Here is a 17,454-nt window from a genome sequence, read left to right on the forward strand (position 1 = left end):
CGCCTCAGGCGTCCATCAGGCCGAGCAGTTCGGTCGGCATCTCGACGACCTCGGAGGACTTCGGCGGCGTGATCTCGACCGGCTTGCCGAAGTTGTCGTAGCTGACCTTCATGTCACCGATCAGCGGCGAGACGGTCATGGTGTCCGCCACGATCTCGACCAGTCGGCCCTGGGCGTCCACGCTGGCGGTGAACGGCACCGCGTGCACCTTGTCGCCGAACATCTTCAGCGACTCCGGGTCGGCGGTCGGCGACTTGGCCAGGTCGAGGGTGCCCCGGAAGTTGCGCTCGTCGACCCGGTCGACGCTGACGATGCCCTTCATCAGGTTGTTCACGCCCATCGGGTCGTCCTCGGGCATGATGTCCAGGGTGCTGCCGTCCTTGATCCTGGAGGCGTCGACCCGCATCCACTCCTTGGGCAGCCCCGGCAGGCCGGCATACTTCACGAAGAGGTCGTCGGCGAGCAGGACGATCTTGAAGTCCATCGACTGCCCGGGGGCGTCGAGCTTCATGGCCAGGTTGGCCTTCCCGGCCTTCGGGTCCATCGCGCCCTGCGCCGACATCACCGACATCTTGAGGCTGACCGTGAAGGTGTCCTCGTTCAGTTTCCGCACCGACGCGGCCAAGGCGTCGGCGGGACTCGTCTCCGGCGTGTCCGCCGCGCCGGTCCCGTTGTCGCGCCGCTCGGTGCCGGGCAGGGCACAGCCCGCGACGCCGACCCCGAGGGCGGTGACGAGGGCCAGGCCGGCGATCGCCAGCCGTCGAGTCTTCATCTGGTGTTTCCTCCCCGTGACAAAGGCCACGCGCAGTCACCTGCCGTGGCCGGACGCCGGACAGCGTAACGCTCCGCCACAGGTCGAGGCGTACCGATTTCCGCCGCTCACCGGGGCGGAAGCCCTCGCGGGCGGGCCGGTTGTATCCCACGGCCACCGGCCTCGGCGGTATGGTCTGGCCATGGCAGAGGTGCTGGACGCGGAGGCGGTGCGGACCGAGCTGGCCGGGCTGGATGGCTGGGCCGGCGATCCGGCCGGCATCGCCCGTACTGTCGAACTGCCCACGTTCCGTGACGCGATCGAGGTGGTGGACCGGGTCGCGGTGGTCGCCGAGGAACTCGACCACCATCCCGACATCGACATCCGGTGGCGCACGGTGACCTTCCGCTGCGCGACCCATTCGGTAGGTGGGGTGACCCGACGTGACGTCGAACTGGCGCGGCGTATCGACGAAATAGCCCGGGGAGCGGCGTGAGATTCGAGATAAGCAAGGTCCTCGACGCGATCGAGGACCGGGTGAGCACCGACCCGTCGCTGGTGCGGGCGGTGCTCGACCTGGCCGAGGTGGTCCGCTACCAGGACCTCGACGGCGGCCGGCCGGCCAGCACCATGCGACTGGGCATGGTCATCGACGCGCTCGGGCGGCACCTGGAGGAGGACAACGTCCCGGTGTACGCGGTGGTGCACCGCGCGCTGCTCAGCGACGCCGACCTCACCTCCAACGAGCGGATGGTGCTCCGGCGCTGGGCCGACAACGGCCTGGTCGAGGTGCTCGTCAACCCCGGTGACCGGGTGCTGGAGGTGGCCGACCTGCTCGGCCTGCCGGTGCTGAGCCGGGGCCGCTTCGACGGCATGGCCGGGCGCTTCCCGTGGGTGACAAGCGCACCCGGCCGGCTGCTCGCCCCGCTGCCGGGTGCCGGCGGCCCGGTGCTGGCGCAGCGGGTCAAGGGCAACGTGGCGGCCACCGGGCCGTCGCCGACCGGCCGGAAGCTGCTCGCCCGCACCTGGCGGTGCAAGGAGCCGGGCTGCGTGCTCTTCGGCGGCGGTGGTGGCGGTGGCGCCTTCGCCGACCTCGCCGAGATCGACCGCAAGCCGAGCGGACAGCCGCCGCCGACCCTGCGTACCGGTACGCCGACCTGCCCCCGGCACGACCAGCGGCTCAGCGACGCCGGCCCGAGGCCGACCGAGGAGGTGCTGTCGATCCGGATCGGCGGCATGGTCCGGCGCCGCTTCGTGGTGACCGCCGAGCGGCCGGTGGTGGTGGGCCGGGCACCGGACGACTCCGGCGGGATCCGGCTCGGCCAGTGGCTCAACGACGAGGCGCGACGCTGGATCAGCCGCAGTCACGTCCGGTTCGAGCTGCGCGGCGGCGACCTGGTCGCGCAGGACGTCAGCACCAACGGCTCCGGCGTACGGCCGGGCGGGTCGATGGACGAGGCGGAGCGGGTGGCGCTGGCCCACCAGCAGTCCCGGGTGATGCGCGGTGGCGACATCGTGGAGCTCTATCCGGGTGTGCAGGTGGGGCGGTCGAGCACCTGGAACGCCGGCGGCATGACGAACCCGACCTCGGTGATGGCCGAGGCGCCGACCATGGCGATCAGGTTGCCCGGCCGGGGCTGACCGCCGATCCGCCCTCCCTCCGGACCGTCCGGCGCCCCGGGCGGTCCGGCGCCCCGGGCGGTCCGTCGGCGTGGCCGCGTTCGGGGCACCGGTGAACCGCTCGGTTGTCTATCCTGGCGGCCAGTTCCGATATCGGTTGTCGATGTCGGCAGTGAACCTTCCGCGACCGTTCCCGCTGTCCGTCCGCGCCCCCGGGCGGGGCGGACAGCGCGCTGTTCGGACGGAGCAGGTTCCATCTGCGTCGGTACGCACGGGGGAGGACATTGGAATGCGAGGACGACGGGTATCCAGGCGGGCGCTGCTCTATGGCGCGCCCATGGCCGTCGGCGGGGCCGCGTTGGCGCCCGGCGACCCGGCGGTGGCCGCCGTCGCCGTGGCGGCGACCACCGCCTCACCACGGGATCACGGAGCCGTGGGCGACGGTGTCACCGACGACACGGTGGCCGTGCAGGCATGTCTGGCCAGCAACCTCGCCGTCGACTTCGGCGGCCCGGAGAGCAGCTATCTGATCACCGCGACCCTCATCGTCGACGGGTCGACGCCACGGGTGCTCACCGGTCGCGGGGCGAGGATCAGAGCCGGCGCCGGGGTCGACCTGATGCGGTTCCGGGGAGCCGGCCACACCGTACGCGGGTTGGTGTTCGACGGGGCCGGACAATCCACCGGGCTCGCCCTGATCATCGAGGGCAGTGCCCCGGGCAGCGTGGTGGACGGCTGCACCTTCACCAACGTGCCGGCCTGCGCGGTGAGCATCGCGCCGGGCGCCCACCGCAGCAAGGTGACCGGCTGCACGATGCGGTACTGCGGGCACGGCTCCGTGGACAGCCCGTGGAACTGCACCGTCTTCGTCGCCGACGCCGACTTCTGTGCCGTCGTCGACAACGACCTGCTGGAGTGCGACTGGGGCGTCTACTTCCGGGGTGGCCAGGAGAGCCCGGGCATCAGGTACTACACCTGCCAGGGCAACACCATCACCTGCGCCAGCCCGGCCCCGACCATCGCGCAAGGCATCTCCTGCCGCTACGGGCGGGACGCCAGCCTCGCCGGCAACACCGTGGTCGGGTTCGGGGACAACTGCATCGACTGCTGGGGCTGCCAGCGCCTGTCGATCGCCGGCAACAACACCTCGGGTGGCAAGAACGGGGTGTTCGTCGGCGACGCGCCGACCGGCAACATCAGCATCACCGGCAACACCTTCAACGTGCCCAGGGCGGGCGGCGTGCGGGTGGACAGCAGCACCGAGAACGCGCTGGTCATCGGAGTGGTGGTCACTGGCAACATGATCATCGGCCCGGGTGAGTACGGCATCCAGGTCAGCAAGGACAAGTCGGCCCAGACCACCGGGATCACCGTGGCCGACAACGACCTCCAACTCAACAGCGTGACCCCGGTCGGCATCCGGCTCACCAACATCGAGGCGTCGCGGATCAACGGAAACCGTGTCTACCGCCCGCAGCGGGAGGGCATCGTGATCACCGGCGTCGACCTCGTCGAGGTCTCCGGCAACCTCCTCCAGGACGCGTCGCACCCGGAACCCAACAGGTACAACGCGGTGCACGTCAGCGGCTCCAACCGGGTGCTGCTGCGGGACAACACCGCCTACGGCAGTGCCCGGCACGCGATCGAGATCGTCGGTGGGACCGGGATGACGGTCAGCGGTACCCGGTGGCGGGCGCTCGGTACCGGCGGGGTGCAGGCGCCGACCACCGGCAACGTGCTCAGCGACAACGTGGCGCTCTGACCCTCTGACGTGCCGACCGGACGCGGGCGGATGCGGTACGCCGCACCCGCCCGCCTCCGGTCCCGCTGTTGGGGCGAGGGCTCAGCCCAGTACGGCGGCGAGTTGGCGTACCGCGTGGTCCAGCTCGTCGGCCTCGACGACAAGTGGCGGGGCGAGCCGGATCGTCGAGCCGTGGGTGTCCTTTGCCAGTACGCCGCGCTCGGCCAGCCGCTCGCACGCCTGCCGCCCGGTCATCAGCGCCGGGTCGATGTCGATGCCGGCCCAGAGCCCCCGGCCGCGTACCGCCACCAGACCCTCGCCGACCAGCCCGCGCAGTCCGGCGTGCAGCCGCGCGCCGAGTTCCGCCGAGCGGCGCTGGAACTCGCCGGTGGCGAGCAGCCGGACCACCTCGGTGGCGACCGCGCAGGCCAGCGGGTTGCCGCCGAACGTCGAGCCGTGCTCGCCGGGCCGCAGTACGCCGAGCACCTCGGCATCGGCCGCGACCGCCGAGACCGGCACGATGCCGCCGCCGAGCGCCTTGCCGAGGACGTACATGTCCGGCTTGACGCCCTCGTGGTCGCAGGCGAAGGTCTCGCCGGTGCGGCCCAGCCCGGACTGGATCTCGTCGGCGACGAATAGCACGTTCCGTTCGGTGCAGAGCCGGCGTACCCCGGGCAGGTAGCCCGGTGGCGGCACCACCACGCCCTGCTCGCCCTGGATCGGTTCCAGCAGCACCGCCACTGTGGTCTCGTCGACCGCCTCGGCCAGCGCGGCGAGGTCGCCGTAGGGGACGATCCGGAACCCCGGGGTGTACGGCCCGAAGTCGTCCCGGGCCTCCCGGTCGGTGGAGAAGCTGACGATCGTGGTGGTACGCCCGTGGAAGTTGCCGTCCGCGACCACGATCGTGGCCTGCCCGTCCGGTACCCCCTTGACCCGGTAGCCCCACTTGCGGGACACCTTGATCGCGGTCTCCACCGCCTCGGCGCCGGTGTTCATCGGCAGCACCAGGTCCTTGCCGCAGAGCTGTGCCAGCTCCCGGCAGAAGTCGGCGAACTGGTCGTGGATGAACGCCCGGCTGGTCAGGGTGAGCCGGTCGAGCTGGGCGTGCGCGGCGGCGATCAGCGTCGGGTGCCGGTGCCCGAAGTTCAGTGCCGAGTAGCCGGCGAGGCAGTCCAGGTAGCGCCGGCCGTCGACGTCGGTGACCCAGGCGCCCTCGGCCGAGGAGATCACCACCGGCAGCGGGTGGTAGTTGTGCGCGGTCCAACGCTCGGCCTCCCGCACCGCCGCCGGGGTGCGGAGCGAGTCGTCCGCCGCCGGGGCGTCCGGGAGGTCGCCCGCTTCCGGAGTACGCAGCACGTCGTCCACGATCACTTGGTCGCCTCTCGTTCCCGCAGCACCAGGGTGCAGCACTTCGGTCCGCCGCCCGCCTTGCGCAGCTCGGACAAATCAACACCAATTGTGTCGTACCCGCGATCGCGCAGCGCCGCCGACAGCCCGGTGGCCTGCGCCGGAAGTACGACGTGCCGGCCGTCGCTCACCGCGTTCAGGCCCAGCACCTCGGCATCTGCCATCCCGGCCAGTACCGCGTCGGGGAAGAGCCGGCGCAGCACCGCCTGGCTGCCCGGCGAGAACGCCTCCGGCAGGTACGCCACGGTCTCGTCGTCGAGCACGCAGAGCGCGGTGTCCAGGTGGTAGAAGCGCGGGTCGACCAGTTGCAGGGTGATCACCGGCCGCCCGAAGACCTCCTGGAGGTGCGCGTGCGCGGCGTGCGAGGTGCGGAACCCGGTGCCGGCGAGCAGCAGCCCGCCGACCGGGAGGATGTCGCCCTCGCCCTCGTTGACCTGCTTGGCCTCGTGCACCTCGAAGCCGGCCCGGTCCAGCCAGCCGGCGTACGCCGGTGCCTCGTCGGCACGCTCCGGGTCGCGGAACTGCACCGCCAGGGCCCGGCCGTCGAGCACCGTCGCGCCGTTCGCCGCGAAGACCATGTCCGGCAGCCCCGGCAGCGGCTCGATCTCGTCGACGGTGTGCCCGAGGTCGAGGTAGGTCTGCCGCAGCGTCTCCCACTGGCGTACCGCGCGGGCGGTGTCGACCGGGGCGGCCGGGTTCATCCAGGGGTTGATCGCGTACTCGACGGTGAAGTACGTCGGCCGGCACATCAGGTAGCGCCGGGTCTGCGCCGGGCCGGCCGGGGTACGCCCGCTGGTGGCGATGGCGTCCAAGGTCATGGTCCTGCTCCTGGGGTCGGGCGCGCCCGGCCTCCGTACGGCACGTGGGCTGGCGCCGAACCCAACGCTATGCGGGCAGGACCGACCGGAACCATGACCGAGGATTGCTTACCACCGGCTGATCGTTGCGTCTGTCAGGCCGCCCACCGACGATCCGTTGCGCGCCTGGGCCTGGACCCGTTGCGCACCTCGGGGCGTGGACGCGGACCGGGGCGTAAACACACTGCGGGGGCGGCGTCGTCGCCGCCCCCGAAAATGTGCGCTCAGGTGGTGAACCACCACCGGCTGGCGGGGCCGGAGCGGTGCACCACCGCTCCGCGCAGGTCCTTACCCGGTCAGAACCGGTTCACAAACTGTGAATCAAGCCACTCGCGGAACCGCACGACGTTCTCGCCGTCGGTGTTGGGCCAGTCGAACTGGCCGGTCATCGCCAGCACGGCGGCGACGACGGCGCCGACCCCGAGGACGATCCCGATCAGCGCGTCGGTCCGGCCGGCGACGTGCCGGCGGGCGGTCGCGGAAACACCGCTGACGCCGAGCAGCAGGGCGAGGGTGCCGAGCGCGATGCCGTACCCGGCGAGGGCGCCGGCCAGCACGAACGCGGCGGCGGCCACCCCGAGGACCAGACTCAGCGTGGCGAGCATGCTGCCCCGGGGACGGGGACCCCGGTCCACCACGGCCGGCTCGGTGTCCGGCGTACGGTCGGCGTCCGGCGTACGCCCGTCGAGCCCGCGCTCCGGTTCGGTCGTACGGTCGGCCTCGCGCCGGGTCTCGGTCTTCGTCCCCACCGGAGGAGCGGGTGCGACAGGCGGAACCTTCCGGGGTGCGGTGTCGGGCTCGGTGACCACGGTCCCGGCCGGGCGCCGCGTCCCGTCGTCGGTGTGGGTGTCGTCGCTCCGCTCCACCCGGTCCGGCGAGTCCACGGTCCGGTCGGGCGAGCCGGTGCGCGGCGGGTCCGCCACCGTGGCGGTACCGGTCGACCGCTCGGTGCGGCCGTCGGCACGCTCGTCGCGGACCTCGGTGCGCTCGTGACGGCCGTCGGCACGCTCGTCGCGGGCGTCGACCTGACCGTCACCGTTCTCGTCCCGTGTCGGCGCGGGCTCCGTTTGGCGCATCAGTGATGGAATCCTGACCACAACACACCTCCTGATTCATGCGCGGAGCCTCGTCGGTGGCGCCTACGCAGCGTTGGGATCGGTGTACCCCGATGGGCGATCCAGCACACCTGGCGCGGGGCCGGCCGGGTCCACCGGACGGGGAGGTCAGCGCGGCAGCAGCGCCTGGCGCATCGTTCCGGCCAGCCATCCGGCGAAGTCCCGTTCGGACCAGCCGCGGTCGAGCACCAGGGTGGCGTAGTACGCCGGGTCGTTGTAGAGCCAGAGGACGTCGATCGCGCGGTCCCGGTCGAGGTCGGCTGTGAGTGGGCCGAGGGTGGCGGCGTGGTCGAGCACCATCGTCGCGCCGGCCCGCCGGTTGCGGCCGAGCGTCTGCCAGAGTTCGGCCACCTCGGGCGCGTCGTCGGCGGCCCGCCGTACGGTCTCGAACAGCGGGGCGGCCCGACCGCCGATCAGCACGCACACCTCGGCGTACGCGTCGAGCACCGCCGCCGGGGTGGTGGCGTCCCAGACCGGCCTGAACCAGGGCCGGTCGGCGACGGCGACCGGGGCGTCGTCGCCGGCGAGCGCCTGGTCGAGTACCTGGTGCAGCAGCGCCGGCTTGGAGCCGAAGGCCGCGAAGACGGTCGGCCGGGCCACGCCGGCGGCCGTGGCGATGTCGGCGAGCGAGGTGGCCACGTAGCCGCGCTGGACGAACATCTCGCCGGCCGCCGCGACGATCGCCTGCCGGGTACGCCGGGCCGCCTCCTCGCGGACCGGTGACTGGTAACGCCGCCTGGGCCTGGGGTTGACAGCACTCATGACTTCGTCATACTAGCTACATATTCACTAGACAGCGGTATGTTGAATTGCTCGGTCGGCTCCCGGTCCAGCGGGAACGACCGACCAGCGGCAGGGAGGCGGCACCATGACCCAGGCGGCAGTCCGTCCGTTCGTGCGCCGGGAGGGCGAGGGCGAGGCCCTCTGGTTCCTCGGCAGCCTGGTGACGGTCAAGGCGAACGGCGCGGAGACGGGCGAGCGGGTCACCGTCGTGGAGTTCGTCAACCCGCCCGGCTTCGCGCCACCCGTGCACCGGCACCTGGTCGAGGACGAGATGTTCTACGTCCTCGCCGGCACCGCCGAGTTCCGCTGCGACGGGGAGGTGTTCCCGGTCGGGCCCGGTGACTTCGTGCTGCTGCCCGCCGGGCTGGCGCACACCTTCCTGGTCGGTGCCGACGAGCCGTTGCGCACCCTCCAGATCACCGCCCCCGCCGGCTTCGAGCGGTTCGCCGCCGAGGTCGGCGAAGCGGCCCGGGAGCACCGGTTGCCCGACCCCGGGCCGATCGATCCCGCCGCCCTCGGGCACGCGGCCGCCCGGCACGGCATCGAGCTGCTCGGCCCGCCGCCGACGCACTGAACCCGCCGACGACGGTGCCACCGTCCTCGTCCGACAAGCGAAGAGATCAGCCGGACAGGGCGATCCAGGTCGCGCGGGCGCGGGCCAGTTCGGTGCCGTCCGGGGCGTACAGCGTGGTGTGCACCAGGGCCTTGCGGCCCTCGGTGCCGGCGAGGGCACCGCGCACCACGCACTGCTCGCCGGGGGCGGGCAGCCGGTCCAGGCGTACGGCGATCCGGCCCAGCACGTACGGGCGGCCGGCGCCGATCACCGACCAGCCGCCGGGGCAGTCCAATGCGGCCCAGACGGTCGGCTCCGAGACGTCGTCCGGGACGGTCCACGGTGCGGCGGTGCTGCCGTCGGCGAGCCGCCCCGGAAAGATGCCCAACCCGTCGGTGCGGTCCGGACCGCAGACGTAGCAGGTCGGGAACGGATGGTCGACGAATCCGGCGTACCCCTTGGCGGCCTCGACCGCGTCCGCGTACCCGATCGGTGGGACCACGGTGTCGACCTCGGCCTCCGCCGCGACCTCGGCCACGACGGCGCCGTCGGCGGTGCGGACCTGGCAGTCCAGCAGCGACAGCGGGGTGTCCAGTGGCGGCGGCATCCGGAGCGTGACCTCGCAGCTCTCGCCGTGCGCGAAGAGGCCGGCCGAGTAGCCGCCGTTGCCGGAGCCGGGCGGTCCGTTGAACCGGGCGGGGATGTGCATCGCCTCCGCCTTCCGCGAGGTCAGGGCCCGGGTCGCGGGCCGGAGAGGAACGACCCCACGGTACGCGCGCCGGGCTCCCGGCCCGAGGCGGGGCGCTCGGAGACAGCACCTCCCGGACGCCCGCCCCGGCCGGGTCACCAGCGTGCGAGGGGAGGGATGAGAGCGGTACCAGTAGATAGGTTGCCCGGCATGGAGATCCGCCCGTACCGGCCCGGCGACCGGCCCGCCGTGCACGACATCTGCATCCGTACCGCCGACGCGGGGCAGGACGCCTCCGGCTCGTACGCCGACCCGGGCATCCTGCCGCACATCTTCGCCCACCCGTACGCCGAACTGGAGCCGGAACTCGCCTTCGTACTGGACGACGGCGGGCAGGCCGTCGGCTACGTACTCGGCACCGCCGACACCGCCGTCTTCGCTCGGCGGTTCCGGGACGAGTGGCTGCCCCGGGTGGCCGACCGTTATCCGGCACCGGTCGGCGAGCCGACCACCCCGGACGAGGTGATGGCGCACCTGCTGCACAGCCCGGAGCGGATGGTCCTGCCGGTTCTGAAGGAGCATCCCGCGCATCTGCACATCGATCTGCTCCCCGGATATCAGCGCGCCGGCCACGGCCGGGCGCTTGTCGACACCTTCGTCGCGGCGCTACGCCGGGCCGGCGTACCCGGACTGCACGTCGGAATGGTCACCGCCAATCGGTCGGCTCGGGCCTTCTACGACCGGCTCGGCTTCCACGTCGTCGACGTCGCCGACCCGGGCCCGCTCACCTACCTCGGCCTGCGCTTCTGACCGGCCGCGCCTCGACCTGCGCTTCTGACCGGCCGGCGGATCGTGCGGCATCCTCGGGGATCAGGAGAGTCTTGCCCCGGATCTCCCCCGCCTCGGCAGCCCGGTGCACCGAGGCCAGCTCGGCCAGCGGCCGCGACCCGGCCACATCCACCCGGACGATGCCCGCGTCCACCAGTGCGACCAGCTCGCTCAGCTGGCCGGGGTCGTTGCGGGCCACGAACTGGGTCGTCCGGACCGGCGAATCGACGGGTGCCTTGATCGGCGCAGTCGCCGAGACCAGTACCCCGCCCGGCCGGACCAGCGGCAGCAGGGCGGCCCCGGCCCGCGCACCCAACGGCACCAGGTTGAGCAGTGCGTCGACCGGTCCGTCGAGCGCCTCGGCCAGCGAGGTGGCGGTGTAGTCGACGACCTGGTCGGCACCGAGCTGGCGTACCGGCTCGGCGCTGCGCGGGCTCGCGGTGGCGATCACGTACGCCCCGACGTGCTTGGCGAGCTGCACCGCGAAGCCGCCGATGCCGCCACCCGCGCCGTTGACGAACACCCGCTGGCCGGGGGTGAGCCGGGCGTGCTCGTACACCGCCTGCCAGGCCGTCAACCCGGCGACCGGTAGCGCGGCGGCGTGCGCCAGCGGCACGGTGCCGGGCGCCGGCACCACCGTCTCGGCCACGGTGACCAGGTAGTCCGCCGCCGCGCCGCCGCCGTCGACCCGACCCACCACCCGGTCCCCGACGGCCCGGGTCCGCACGCCGCCGCCGACATCGACGACGGTGCCGGCCACGTCAGCACCCAACGTGTACGGCAGTTCCAGCGCGAAGCGCCTCCGCAGCAGTCCCCTGCGCAGACCGATGTCGGAGGGGTTGAACGAGGTGGCGGCCACCTCGATCAGCACCTCCGTGTCGCCGGGGACCGGCCGGGGAACCTCGTCGTAACGGATCACGGAGGCGTCGCCGTACCCGTGGATTCGTGCTGCTCTCATGAACAGAAAGCTACGGCGCCGTGCCGAGACGACCCATGCTCCCCGATCCCTGATTCATATTCGATCGTCTCGTCAAGGATACAGTTCCACCATGGACGTGCTCAGCGACGTGGTCGCGGTGATGCGGACCGGGCGGCCCAGATCGGCCCGGCTGGCCTGGCGCGCCCCGTGGGCGCAGGAGTTCGGGCCGGTCTCCGGAGCGGCCGGCTTCCAGGTGATCCTGGGCGGTCCCTGCTGGCTGATCCGGCCGGAGCGCGAGCCGGTGCCGCTGGCCGCCGGAGACGTGCTGTTCCGGCCGCACGGGCGCGGGCACACCCTGGCCGACAGCCCGTCGACCCGACCCGGACCCGCCTGCGACCCGGCCGACCCGCGCTCGCTGGCCCGGTACGTCGCCGACCCCGCCGGCCCGACCGGCGACGGGGCACGCGACGGCGAGGCCGGGCTGACGGTGACGCTCTGCGGGGCGTACGAACTCGACCCGGCCCGGACCCATCCGCTCCTCGACGACCTGCCCGAACTGATCCACCTGCCCGCGCACCTCGGGCGACATCCCGAACTCCGGGCCACAGTGGACCTGCTGGCCGCCGAACTCGCCTCGCCCCGGCTCGGCACCGACGCCATCGTCCCGGCACTGCTCGACACGCTGCTGCTCTACATCCTGCGGGCCTGGTTCGACCGCCCCCCGCCCACCGGCACCGCCAGCACCAGCACCAGCGCCAGCGCCAGCACCAGCACCAGGGCCAGCGGCAGCCGTGGTGGCAGCGACGGTCGCACCGACACCGACACCGGCACCTGCAGCGATGCTGGCAGCCGTGGTGGCAGCGGCAGCGGCGGTTGGGCGGCGGCGTTGCGCGATCCGGTCACCAGCGCGGCGCTGCGGGCGATCCACCGCGAACCGGCCCGACCGTGGACGGTCGCCACCCTGGCCGCCGAGGCCGGACTCTCCCGGGCACCGTTCGCCCGCCGGTTTACCGCACTGCTCGGCCAGCCGCCGCTGGCGTACCTGACGTGGTGGCGGATGACCATCGCCGCCCGGCTGCTCCGGGAATCCGACGCGCCGCTGACCGCTGTCGCCGGCCGGATCGGGTACGCCTCGGAATTCGCCTTCGCCGCCGCGTTCAAACGCCGCTACGGCATCGCCCCCGGACGCTACCGGCGCGGCGAGCCACCGGGCCCGGCGCGTGCCGCTGACCGGCGACCCGAGCCCGCAGGTCCATCCGCCCAGGGCTGAAATCGGTGGGTAAGCCAGCCCTGCCTCGGTAGCCTGAGCCGATGGCCCCGCAGCTCCCGCACCCCGATCCGGGGGTGCCGGACACCCGGGGTCCACTGCGCTACATCTGGTGGCTGGTGCGCAGCCAACCCGTCCGGGTGCTGCGGGGCAGCCTCATCGGCACGGCCTGGATGGTCGGGCTGGCGGCGCGGCCGTACCTCGTCTCCCGGGCGATCGACGACGGGCTGCGGACCGGGGACACCGGCGCGCTGCTCTTCTGGGCCGCCACGATCGTGGTCGCCGGCTTCGGGCTGGCGCAGCTCGGGATCCAGCGGCACCGGACGATGACCTTCGTCCGGGAGGACGCCAGCGCCCGCTCCGCCGCCGTACTCCTGCGGCACTTGTCCCGGATCGGTGCGGTACTGCCGCGCAAGCTCGCCGCCGGTGAGGTGGCCACGGTCGGCGGCTCGGACATCACGAACACCTCGCACGTACTGACACTGACCGGGCCGGGCGTCGGGGCAGTGCTGGCGTACGGGGTCGTCGCGGTGATCCTCTGGTCGATCTCGCCACCGCTCGCCCTCTGCGTACTGCTGGGGGTGCCGGCGGTCGCCATCATCATCGGTCCGCTGCTGCGCCGGCTCGACCGGGCCGAGTCCGCCTACCGGCAGCGGCAGGGCGTCCTCACCGCCCGGGCCGGGGACATCGTCGCCGGGCTGCGGGTGCTCGCCGGGGTCGGCGGCCGGGACCTCTTCGCCCGCCGGTACGCCGTCCGCTCCCAGGAACTGCGCGCCGAGGGGTACCGGGTCGGCGCGGTCACCAGTTGGATCGAGGCGCTTACCAACGCGATCCCGGCCGGCTTCCTCGCCGCCGTGATCTGGTTGGCGGCCCGGATGGCCGTGCACGGCGACATCACCATCGGGCAACTCGTCGCCGTCTACGGGTACGTCGCGGTGCTGATCGTCCCGGTCTGGTTCATGATCGAGGGCAGCTACCAGGTGATCCGGGGTCGGGTCGCGGCCCGCCGGATCATCGCCGTACTCCGGCTGACCCCGGACGACGTCACCGCTCGGGACGACGACGGCCGAGCCGATGTCGTGCCGAGCCCGGCCCCGGCCGGCCCCGCCGAGCTGCACGATCCGGTCACCGGGCTGACCGTGCCGGTCGGGCGGCTGATCGGGGTCGCCGCCGCCGACCCGGCCGAGGCGAGCGCGCTGGCCGACCGGCTCGGCCGGTACCAGCGGAGCGGGGTGACCTGGGGCGAAGTGCCGCTGGCCGCTGTCGCGCTGCCCGAGGTACGGGCCCGGATCCTGGTCGCCGACCACGACTCCTACCTCTTCGCCGGGACGCTGCGGGACATCCTGCACAGTGGACGCCGGCACACCGACGCCGAGCTGCGGGCCGCCCTTCGGGTCGCCTCGGCCGAGGACGTCGTGGAGGCCCTGCCGGAGGAACTGGAGACCCCGATCGACACCCGGGCCCGCCGGCTCTCCGGTGGCCAGCGGCAACGGGTACGCCTGGCCCGGGCGCTGCTGGTCGAACCTGAGGTGCTGATCCTGGTCGACCCGACCTCGGCGGTGGACGCGCACACCGAGGCGCGGATCGCGCAGCGGCTCCGGGACGCCCGGCACGGTCGCACCACGATCCTGCTCGCCACCTCGCCGCTGCTGCTCGGGCACGCCGATCAGGTGGCGCACCTGCGCGACGGGCGGATCGTCGACACGGGTACCCACGCCGAGCTGCTCCACCGCGACCCGGGTTACCGGGCGCTGGTCTCCCGGGACGGTGAGCCGGTGGCGAGCGGCGGGGCCGTCGACGGCGAGGGGGCGCTGCGGTGACCGGGCTGCCGGTGGCGGAGCCGGAGACGGTACGCCGGGCGGGGTGGGACCTGATCCGCCGGGACCGGCGGGCGGTCGCCGTCATCCTGGTGTTGCACGTCGCGGCGACCCTTGCCGGGCTGGCCGCACCCTGGCTGCTCGGGGTCATCGTCGACGAGGTGGTGGCCGGCGCCGGCACCGGCACCGTGGACCGGCTGGCGTTGGCGATCATCGGCTGCGTACTGGCCCAGACCCTGCTCTCCCGGTACGCCCAGTACGCCGGTCACCGGTTCGGTGAGCGCGCGGTCGCCCAACTACGCGAGGAGTTCGTACGCCGGACCCTGGCACTGCCGGTCTCGGTCGTCGAGCGGGCCGGCACCGGAGACCTCGCCACCCGCAGTTCGGTCGACGTCTCCACGGTCGGGGTCACGGTCCGCCAGGTGGTGCCGGTGGTGGTGATCGCCTCGGCGCAACTGACCCTGCTCTTCGGGGTGATATTCGTGCTGCATCCGGTGCTCGGCGTCGCCGCGCTGGCCGGGCTGCCGTCGATCGTCGTGGTGACCCGCTGGTATCTGCGGCGGGCCTCCACGGCGTATCTCGCCGAGGGCGCCGCATCGGCGGAGCTGACCGAGACGCTGACCACCACCGCCGAGGGTGCCCGTACCGTCGAGGCGCTGCGGCTCAGCGGCGAACGGATCGCCCACGGCCGGGCCCGGATCGGGCGGGTCTGGGCGACCCGGCGGCGCACCCTCGGGTTGCGCTCGGTCTTCTATCCGGTGGTGGAGGGGAGTTATCCGCTGCCGATCGCGGCGGTACTGCTGGTCGGCGGCCTCTGCCTGGACAACGGGCTGGTCACCCTCGGCGAGGTGGTCGCCGCCGCGCTCTACCTGCAACAGGCGATCGGCCCGCTGGACCAGGTCCTGCAATGGATGGAGCAGGCGCAGCGCGGCCTCGCCTCCTTCGCCCGGGTGCTCGGGGTCGGCCAGGTGCCGCCCGAGCCGCGTGGGCAGGGCGCCGTGCCGGACGGAAAGCAGATCGAGGTCCGGGATGTGCGCTTCGGTTACGCCGACGGCCCCGACGTGCTGCACGGTCTGGACCTGACGGTCCGGCCCGGCGAACGGCTGGCCATCGTCGGCCCGTCCGGGGCGGGGAAGTCCACGCTGGCCCGGCTGCTGGCCGGGATCGACAGTCCCCGGGAGGGTGAGGTGCGGCTCGGCGGCTGCCGGGTCACCGACCTCGACCCGGCGCAGCGGCGGCGCCGGATCGCCCTGGTCACCCAGGAGCACCACGTCTTCCTCGGTTCGCTGCGGGACAATCTCGCCTTCGCCGCCCCGGACGCCACCGATGTGCAGATGCGCTCCGCGCTGGTCGCGGTCGGTGCCGACTGGTACGCCGAACTGCCCGACGATCTCGACACCGAACTCGGCGACGGGGCCCGGGAGTTGAGTCCCGCCGACGCGCAGCAGCTCGCACTGGCCCGGCTGGTACTCGCCGACCCGCACGCGCTGATCCTCGACGAGGCGACCGCGGCCCTCGACCCGACAACCGCCCGGCGTACCGAACGGGCGCTGGGTGCGGTGCTCGCCGGCCGTACGGTGATCGCGATCGCGCACCGGCTGAACACCGCGCACGACGCGGACCGGGTGGCGGTGATGGAGCAGGGCCGGATCACCGAGCTGGGCAGCCACGACGAGCTGCTCCGGGCCGACGGCGCGTACGCCGCCCTCTGGCGCTCCTGGCACGGCTGACCTCGCCGGCCGGGGTGCTACGGCTCGGTGGCCGTCGCAACCTGCTCGCCGAGCCAGCGGGTGTGGGTTTCCCAGGCGGACTGCTTGCTGGTGGCCAGGGCGGCACCGATCTGGGTCCAGGAGGCGCCGGTCATCCGGGCGGTCCGGACCGTCAACTGCCGGCCGTAGCTCGCCTTGCGCACGATCACCTCGCCGAGGGCGAGCAGCTCCAACGCCTCCTCCCGGCTCAGTGGCCTGGCGTCCGGGTCGGCCGCCTCGTCCGGCTCGTCGGTCGCCGGGGCGAGTGCGTCGCGGAGCCGGAGCTGGTCGTACCGGGCGGCGGCTGTCAACAGGGTGAACTGCCGTTCCAGCTCGTCTGGAGTCGTCATGCGATCCATCCTGCCGTCAGGTCGCCTTGACGTCAAGTCGACTTGACGACCGGCGGTCCCGGGTGGTCGTCGCCAGGCAGCCGAGCCGGACGGGGCCGGAAGTCTATGCTTGGCGACCATGCCCGAGGGTCACACCATCCACCGGTTGGCAGCCCGGCACCGGGAGCTGTTCGGTGGGGAGAAGGTGCTGGCCAGCAGCCCGCAGGGGCGGTTCGCCGAGGGCGCCGCACTGCTCTCCGGTTGCGTACTCGACGCCACCGAGGCGTACGGCAAGCACCTGCTGCACCACTACGGCGACGGGCAGGCGCTGCACGTACACCTGGGGTTGTACGGGAAGTTCGCCGACGGGGAGGGTGAGCCGCCGGCGCCGGTCGGCCAGGTACGGCTGCGGCTGCGTACCGACCGGCACTGGCTGGACCTGCGCGGCCCGACCGCCTGCGAGCTGCTCTCCCCACCCGAGGTCGACGCCCTGCGGGCCAGGCTCGGTGCCGACCCGCTGCGCGCCGACGCCGACCCCGACGCCCCGTACGCCCGGATCCGGCGTAGCCCGACCCCGCTCTTCGCGCTCCTGCTCGACCAGTCGATCGTCGCCGGCACCGGCCTGATCTTCGTCACCGAGGCGTTGTTCCGGGCCGGCCTGCCACCCACCACGCCCGGCCGGGACCTCACCCCGCAGGGGTGGCGGACGATCTGGGCCGATCTGGTGGAGCTGATGACGGCGGCGGTCGTCACGGGGCGGATCGACACCGTGCGCCCGGAGCACCTGCCCGAGGCGATGGGCCGGCCGCCCCGGGTCGACCGGCACGGCGGCGAGGTGTACGTCTACCGCCGTGCCGGCCTGCCCTGCCATCTCTGCGGTACCGCTGTCCTGCGGGCGGAGCAGGCCGGCCGTAACTCGTACTGGTGCCCGCGCTGCCAGCGACGCCGCGGGCGATCCCGGGCCGGAGCGGTGAGACCGGGCCGGCCGGTGAACCGAACCAGCCGGTGAACCGGACCCGGCTCGAAAGGCC

General features: G+C 73.0%; 17 protein-coding genes and 1 pseudogene. 10 read left to right on the forward strand and 8 right to left on the reverse strand.

The genetic code is table 11. From position 1 onward, the window contains the following. Positions 1-4: 4 nt before the first annotated feature. Positions 5-772 (reverse strand): hypothetical protein, encoded by a 768-nt coding sequence (locus CLT71_RS28380; RefSeq protein WP_101369796.1) that lies wholly within the window; start codon positions 770-772, stop codon positions 5-7. Between the two features lie 181 nt (positions 773-953). Between CLT71_RS28380 and CLT71_RS28385 the strand changes: the two genes are divergently transcribed. The 3 genes from CLT71_RS28385 (at position 954) to CLT71_RS28395 (ending at position 4,133) form a co-directional block, all read left to right on the forward strand. Beyond that, positions 954-1,247 carry a 4a-hydroxytetrahydrobiopterin dehydratase gene (locus tag CLT71_RS28385; protein WP_101369797.1) on the forward strand — a complete coding sequence of 98 codons (294 nt, stop codon included), beginning with the start codon at positions 954-956 and terminating at the stop codon, positions 1,245-1,247. After that, complete coding sequence (locus CLT71_RS28390) at positions 1,244-2,392, forward strand: FHA domain-containing protein (RefSeq protein ID WP_101369798.1); 1,149 nt, start codon at positions 1,244-1,246, stop codon at positions 2,390-2,392. Before CLT71_RS28385 ends, CLT71_RS28390 begins: the two co-directional genes overlap by 4 nt. Before the next feature lie 316 nt (positions 2,393-2,708). Then, positions 2,709-4,133 (forward strand): right-handed parallel beta-helix repeat-containing protein, encoded by a 1,425-nt coding sequence (locus tag CLT71_RS28395; RefSeq protein ID WP_158242324.1) that lies wholly within the window; start codon positions 2,709-2,711, stop codon positions 4,131-4,133. 81 nt (positions 4,134-4,214) lie between these two features. Here the strand turns inward: CLT71_RS28395 and rocD are convergent, their stop codons facing one another. The 4 genes from rocD to CLT71_RS28415 all read right to left on the reverse strand — a co-directional run bounded on the left by rocD (position 4,215) and on the right by CLT71_RS28415 (position 8,253). Continuing rightward, positions 4,215-5,465 carry an ornithine--oxo-acid transaminase gene (gene rocD / locus CLT71_RS28400; RefSeq protein WP_101371870.1) on the reverse strand — a complete coding sequence of 417 codons (1,251 nt, stop codon included), beginning with the start codon at positions 5,463-5,465 and terminating at the stop codon, positions 4,215-4,217. A 14-nt stretch (positions 5,466-5,479) separates the two neighbouring features. Further along, positions 5,480-6,337 (reverse strand): dimethylargininase, encoded by an 858-nt coding sequence (gene ddaH, locus CLT71_RS28405; RefSeq protein WP_101369800.1) that lies wholly within the window; start codon positions 6,335-6,337, stop codon positions 5,480-5,482. A gap of 335 nt (positions 6,338-6,672) precedes the next feature. Further along, a complete protein-coding gene (locus CLT71_RS28410; RefSeq protein WP_101369801.1) occupies positions 6,673-7,452 on the reverse strand; it encodes a thrombospondin in 780 nt (259 codons plus the stop codon). Positions 7,453-7,599: 147 nt separating this feature from the next. Further along, positions 7,600-8,253, reverse strand: a complete 654-nt coding sequence (locus tag CLT71_RS28415; protein ID WP_101369802.1) for a helix-turn-helix domain-containing protein — start codon at positions 8,251-8,253, stop codon at positions 7,600-7,602. Positions 8,254-8,359: 106 nt separating this feature from the next. On the opposite strand from CLT71_RS28415, the gene CLT71_RS28420 reads away from it, so the two are divergent. Next, positions 8,360-8,848 (forward strand): cupin domain-containing protein, encoded by a 489-nt coding sequence (locus CLT71_RS28420; protein ID WP_101369803.1) that lies wholly within the window; start codon positions 8,360-8,362, stop codon positions 8,846-8,848. Between the two features lie 46 nt (positions 8,849-8,894). On the opposite strand, the gene CLT71_RS28425 is transcribed toward CLT71_RS28420, so the two are convergent. Next, the gene (locus tag CLT71_RS28425; RefSeq protein ID WP_101369804.1) at positions 8,895-9,536 is read right to left on the reverse strand and encodes a hypothetical protein; all 642 of its coding nucleotides are present in this window, start codon (positions 9,534-9,536) and stop codon (positions 8,895-8,897) included. Between the two features lie 189 nt (positions 9,537-9,725). On the opposite strand from CLT71_RS28425, the gene CLT71_RS28430 reads away from it, so the two are divergent. Continuing rightward, entirely contained in the window at positions 9,726-10,325 is a 600-nt protein-coding gene (locus CLT71_RS28430; protein WP_101369805.1) for a GNAT family N-acetyltransferase, read from the forward strand. Here CLT71_RS28430 and CLT71_RS28435 read toward each other — a convergent pair. Next, positions 10,300-11,301, reverse strand: a complete 1,002-nt coding sequence (locus tag CLT71_RS28435; protein WP_101369806.1) for an NADP-dependent oxidoreductase — start codon at positions 11,299-11,301, stop codon at positions 10,300-10,302. The two genes, CLT71_RS28430 and CLT71_RS28435, sit on opposite strands and share 26 nt — an antisense overlap. A gap of 91 nt (positions 11,302-11,392) precedes the next feature. Between CLT71_RS28435 and CLT71_RS38265 the strand changes: the two are divergent. The 4 genes and pseudogenes from CLT71_RS38265 to CLT71_RS28455 form a co-directional block, all read left to right on the forward strand. After that, positions 11,393-12,001 (forward strand): annotated as a pseudogene (locus CLT71_RS38265) (cupin domain-containing protein); the annotation flags it as partial. 147 nt (positions 12,002-12,148) lie between these two features. Then, the gene (locus CLT71_RS38270) at positions 12,149-12,532 is read left to right on the forward strand and encodes a helix-turn-helix transcriptional regulator (protein ID WP_486483731.1); all 384 of its coding nucleotides are present in this window, start codon (positions 12,149-12,151) and stop codon (positions 12,530-12,532) included. A 41-nt stretch (positions 12,533-12,573) separates the two neighbouring features. Further along, on the forward strand, positions 12,574-14,349 hold the full coding sequence (locus CLT71_RS28450; protein ID WP_101369807.1) for an ABC transporter ATP-binding protein: 1,776 nt from the start codon (positions 12,574-12,576) through the stop codon (positions 14,347-14,349). Continuing rightward, complete coding sequence (locus CLT71_RS28455) at positions 14,346-16,076, forward strand: ABC transporter ATP-binding protein (protein ID WP_101369808.1); 1,731 nt, start codon at positions 14,346-14,348, stop codon at positions 16,074-16,076. The genes CLT71_RS28450 and CLT71_RS28455 overlap by 4 nt, the downstream gene beginning before the upstream one ends. A 17-nt stretch (positions 16,077-16,093) precedes the next feature. Here the strand turns inward: CLT71_RS28455 and CLT71_RS28460 are convergent, their stop codons facing one another. Then, entirely contained in the window at positions 16,094-16,444 is a 351-nt protein-coding gene (locus tag CLT71_RS28460; protein WP_101369809.1) for a hypothetical protein, read from the reverse strand. A 118-nt stretch (positions 16,445-16,562) separates the two neighbouring features. Here CLT71_RS28460 and CLT71_RS28465 point away from each other — a divergent pair, with 118 nt between their 5' ends. After that, positions 16,563-17,432, forward strand: coding sequence for a DNA-formamidopyrimidine glycosylase family protein (locus tag CLT71_RS28465; protein ID WP_101369810.1), 870 nt, complete (start codon positions 16,563-16,565; stop codon positions 17,430-17,432). The last annotated feature ends 22 nt before the right edge of the window (positions 17,433-17,454 follow it).

Source organism: Plantactinospora sp. CNZ320 (genome assembly GCF_002846275.1).

Bases quoted from the DNA above. Each gene is read 5' to 3' on its own strand.
- CLT71_RS28380 (WP_101369796.1), bottom strand. From the start codon at position 772: ATGAAGACTCGACGGCTGGCGATCGCCGGCCTGGCCCTCGTCACCGCC.
- ddaH (WP_101369800.1), bottom strand. From the start codon at position 6,337: ATGACCTTGGACGCCATCGCCACCAGCGGGCGTACCCCGGCCGGCCCG.
- CLT71_RS28415 (WP_101369802.1), bottom strand. From the start codon at position 8,253: ATGAGTGCTGTCAACCCCAGGCCCAGGCGGCGTTACCAGTCACCGGTC.
- CLT71_RS28425 (WP_101369804.1), bottom strand. From the start codon at position 9,536: ATGCACATCCCCGCCCGGTTCAACGGACCGCCCGGCTCCGGCAACGGC.
- CLT71_RS28420 (WP_101369803.1), top strand. From the start codon at position 8,360: ATGACCCAGGCGGCAGTCCGTCCGTTCGTGCGCCGGGAGGGCGAGGGC.
- CLT71_RS28465 (WP_101369810.1), top strand. From the start codon at position 16,563: ATGCCCGAGGGTCACACCATCCACCGGTTGGCAGCCCGGCACCGGGAG.
- CLT71_RS28435 (WP_101369806.1), bottom strand. From the start codon at position 11,301: ATGAGAGCAGCACGAATCCACGGGTACGGCGACGCCTCCGTGATCCGT.
- CLT71_RS28395 (WP_158242324.1), top strand. From the start codon at position 2,709: ATGGCCGTCGGCGGGGCCGCGTTGGCGCCCGGCGACCCGGCGGTGGCC.
- CLT71_RS28410 (WP_101369801.1), bottom strand. From the start codon at position 7,452: ATGCGCCAAACGGAGCCCGCGCCGACACGGGACGAGAACGGTGACGGT.
- CLT71_RS28430 (WP_101369805.1), top strand. From the start codon at position 9,726: ATGGAGATCCGCCCGTACCGGCCCGGCGACCGGCCCGCCGTGCACGAC.
- CLT71_RS28385 (WP_101369797.1), top strand. From the start codon at position 954: ATGGCAGAGGTGCTGGACGCGGAGGCGGTGCGGACCGAGCTGGCCGGG.
- CLT71_RS28460 (WP_101369809.1), bottom strand. From the start codon at position 16,444: ATGACGACTCCAGACGAGCTGGAACGGCAGTTCACCCTGTTGACAGCC.
- CLT71_RS28450 (WP_101369807.1), top strand. From the start codon at position 12,574: ATGGCCCCGCAGCTCCCGCACCCCGATCCGGGGGTGCCGGACACCCGG.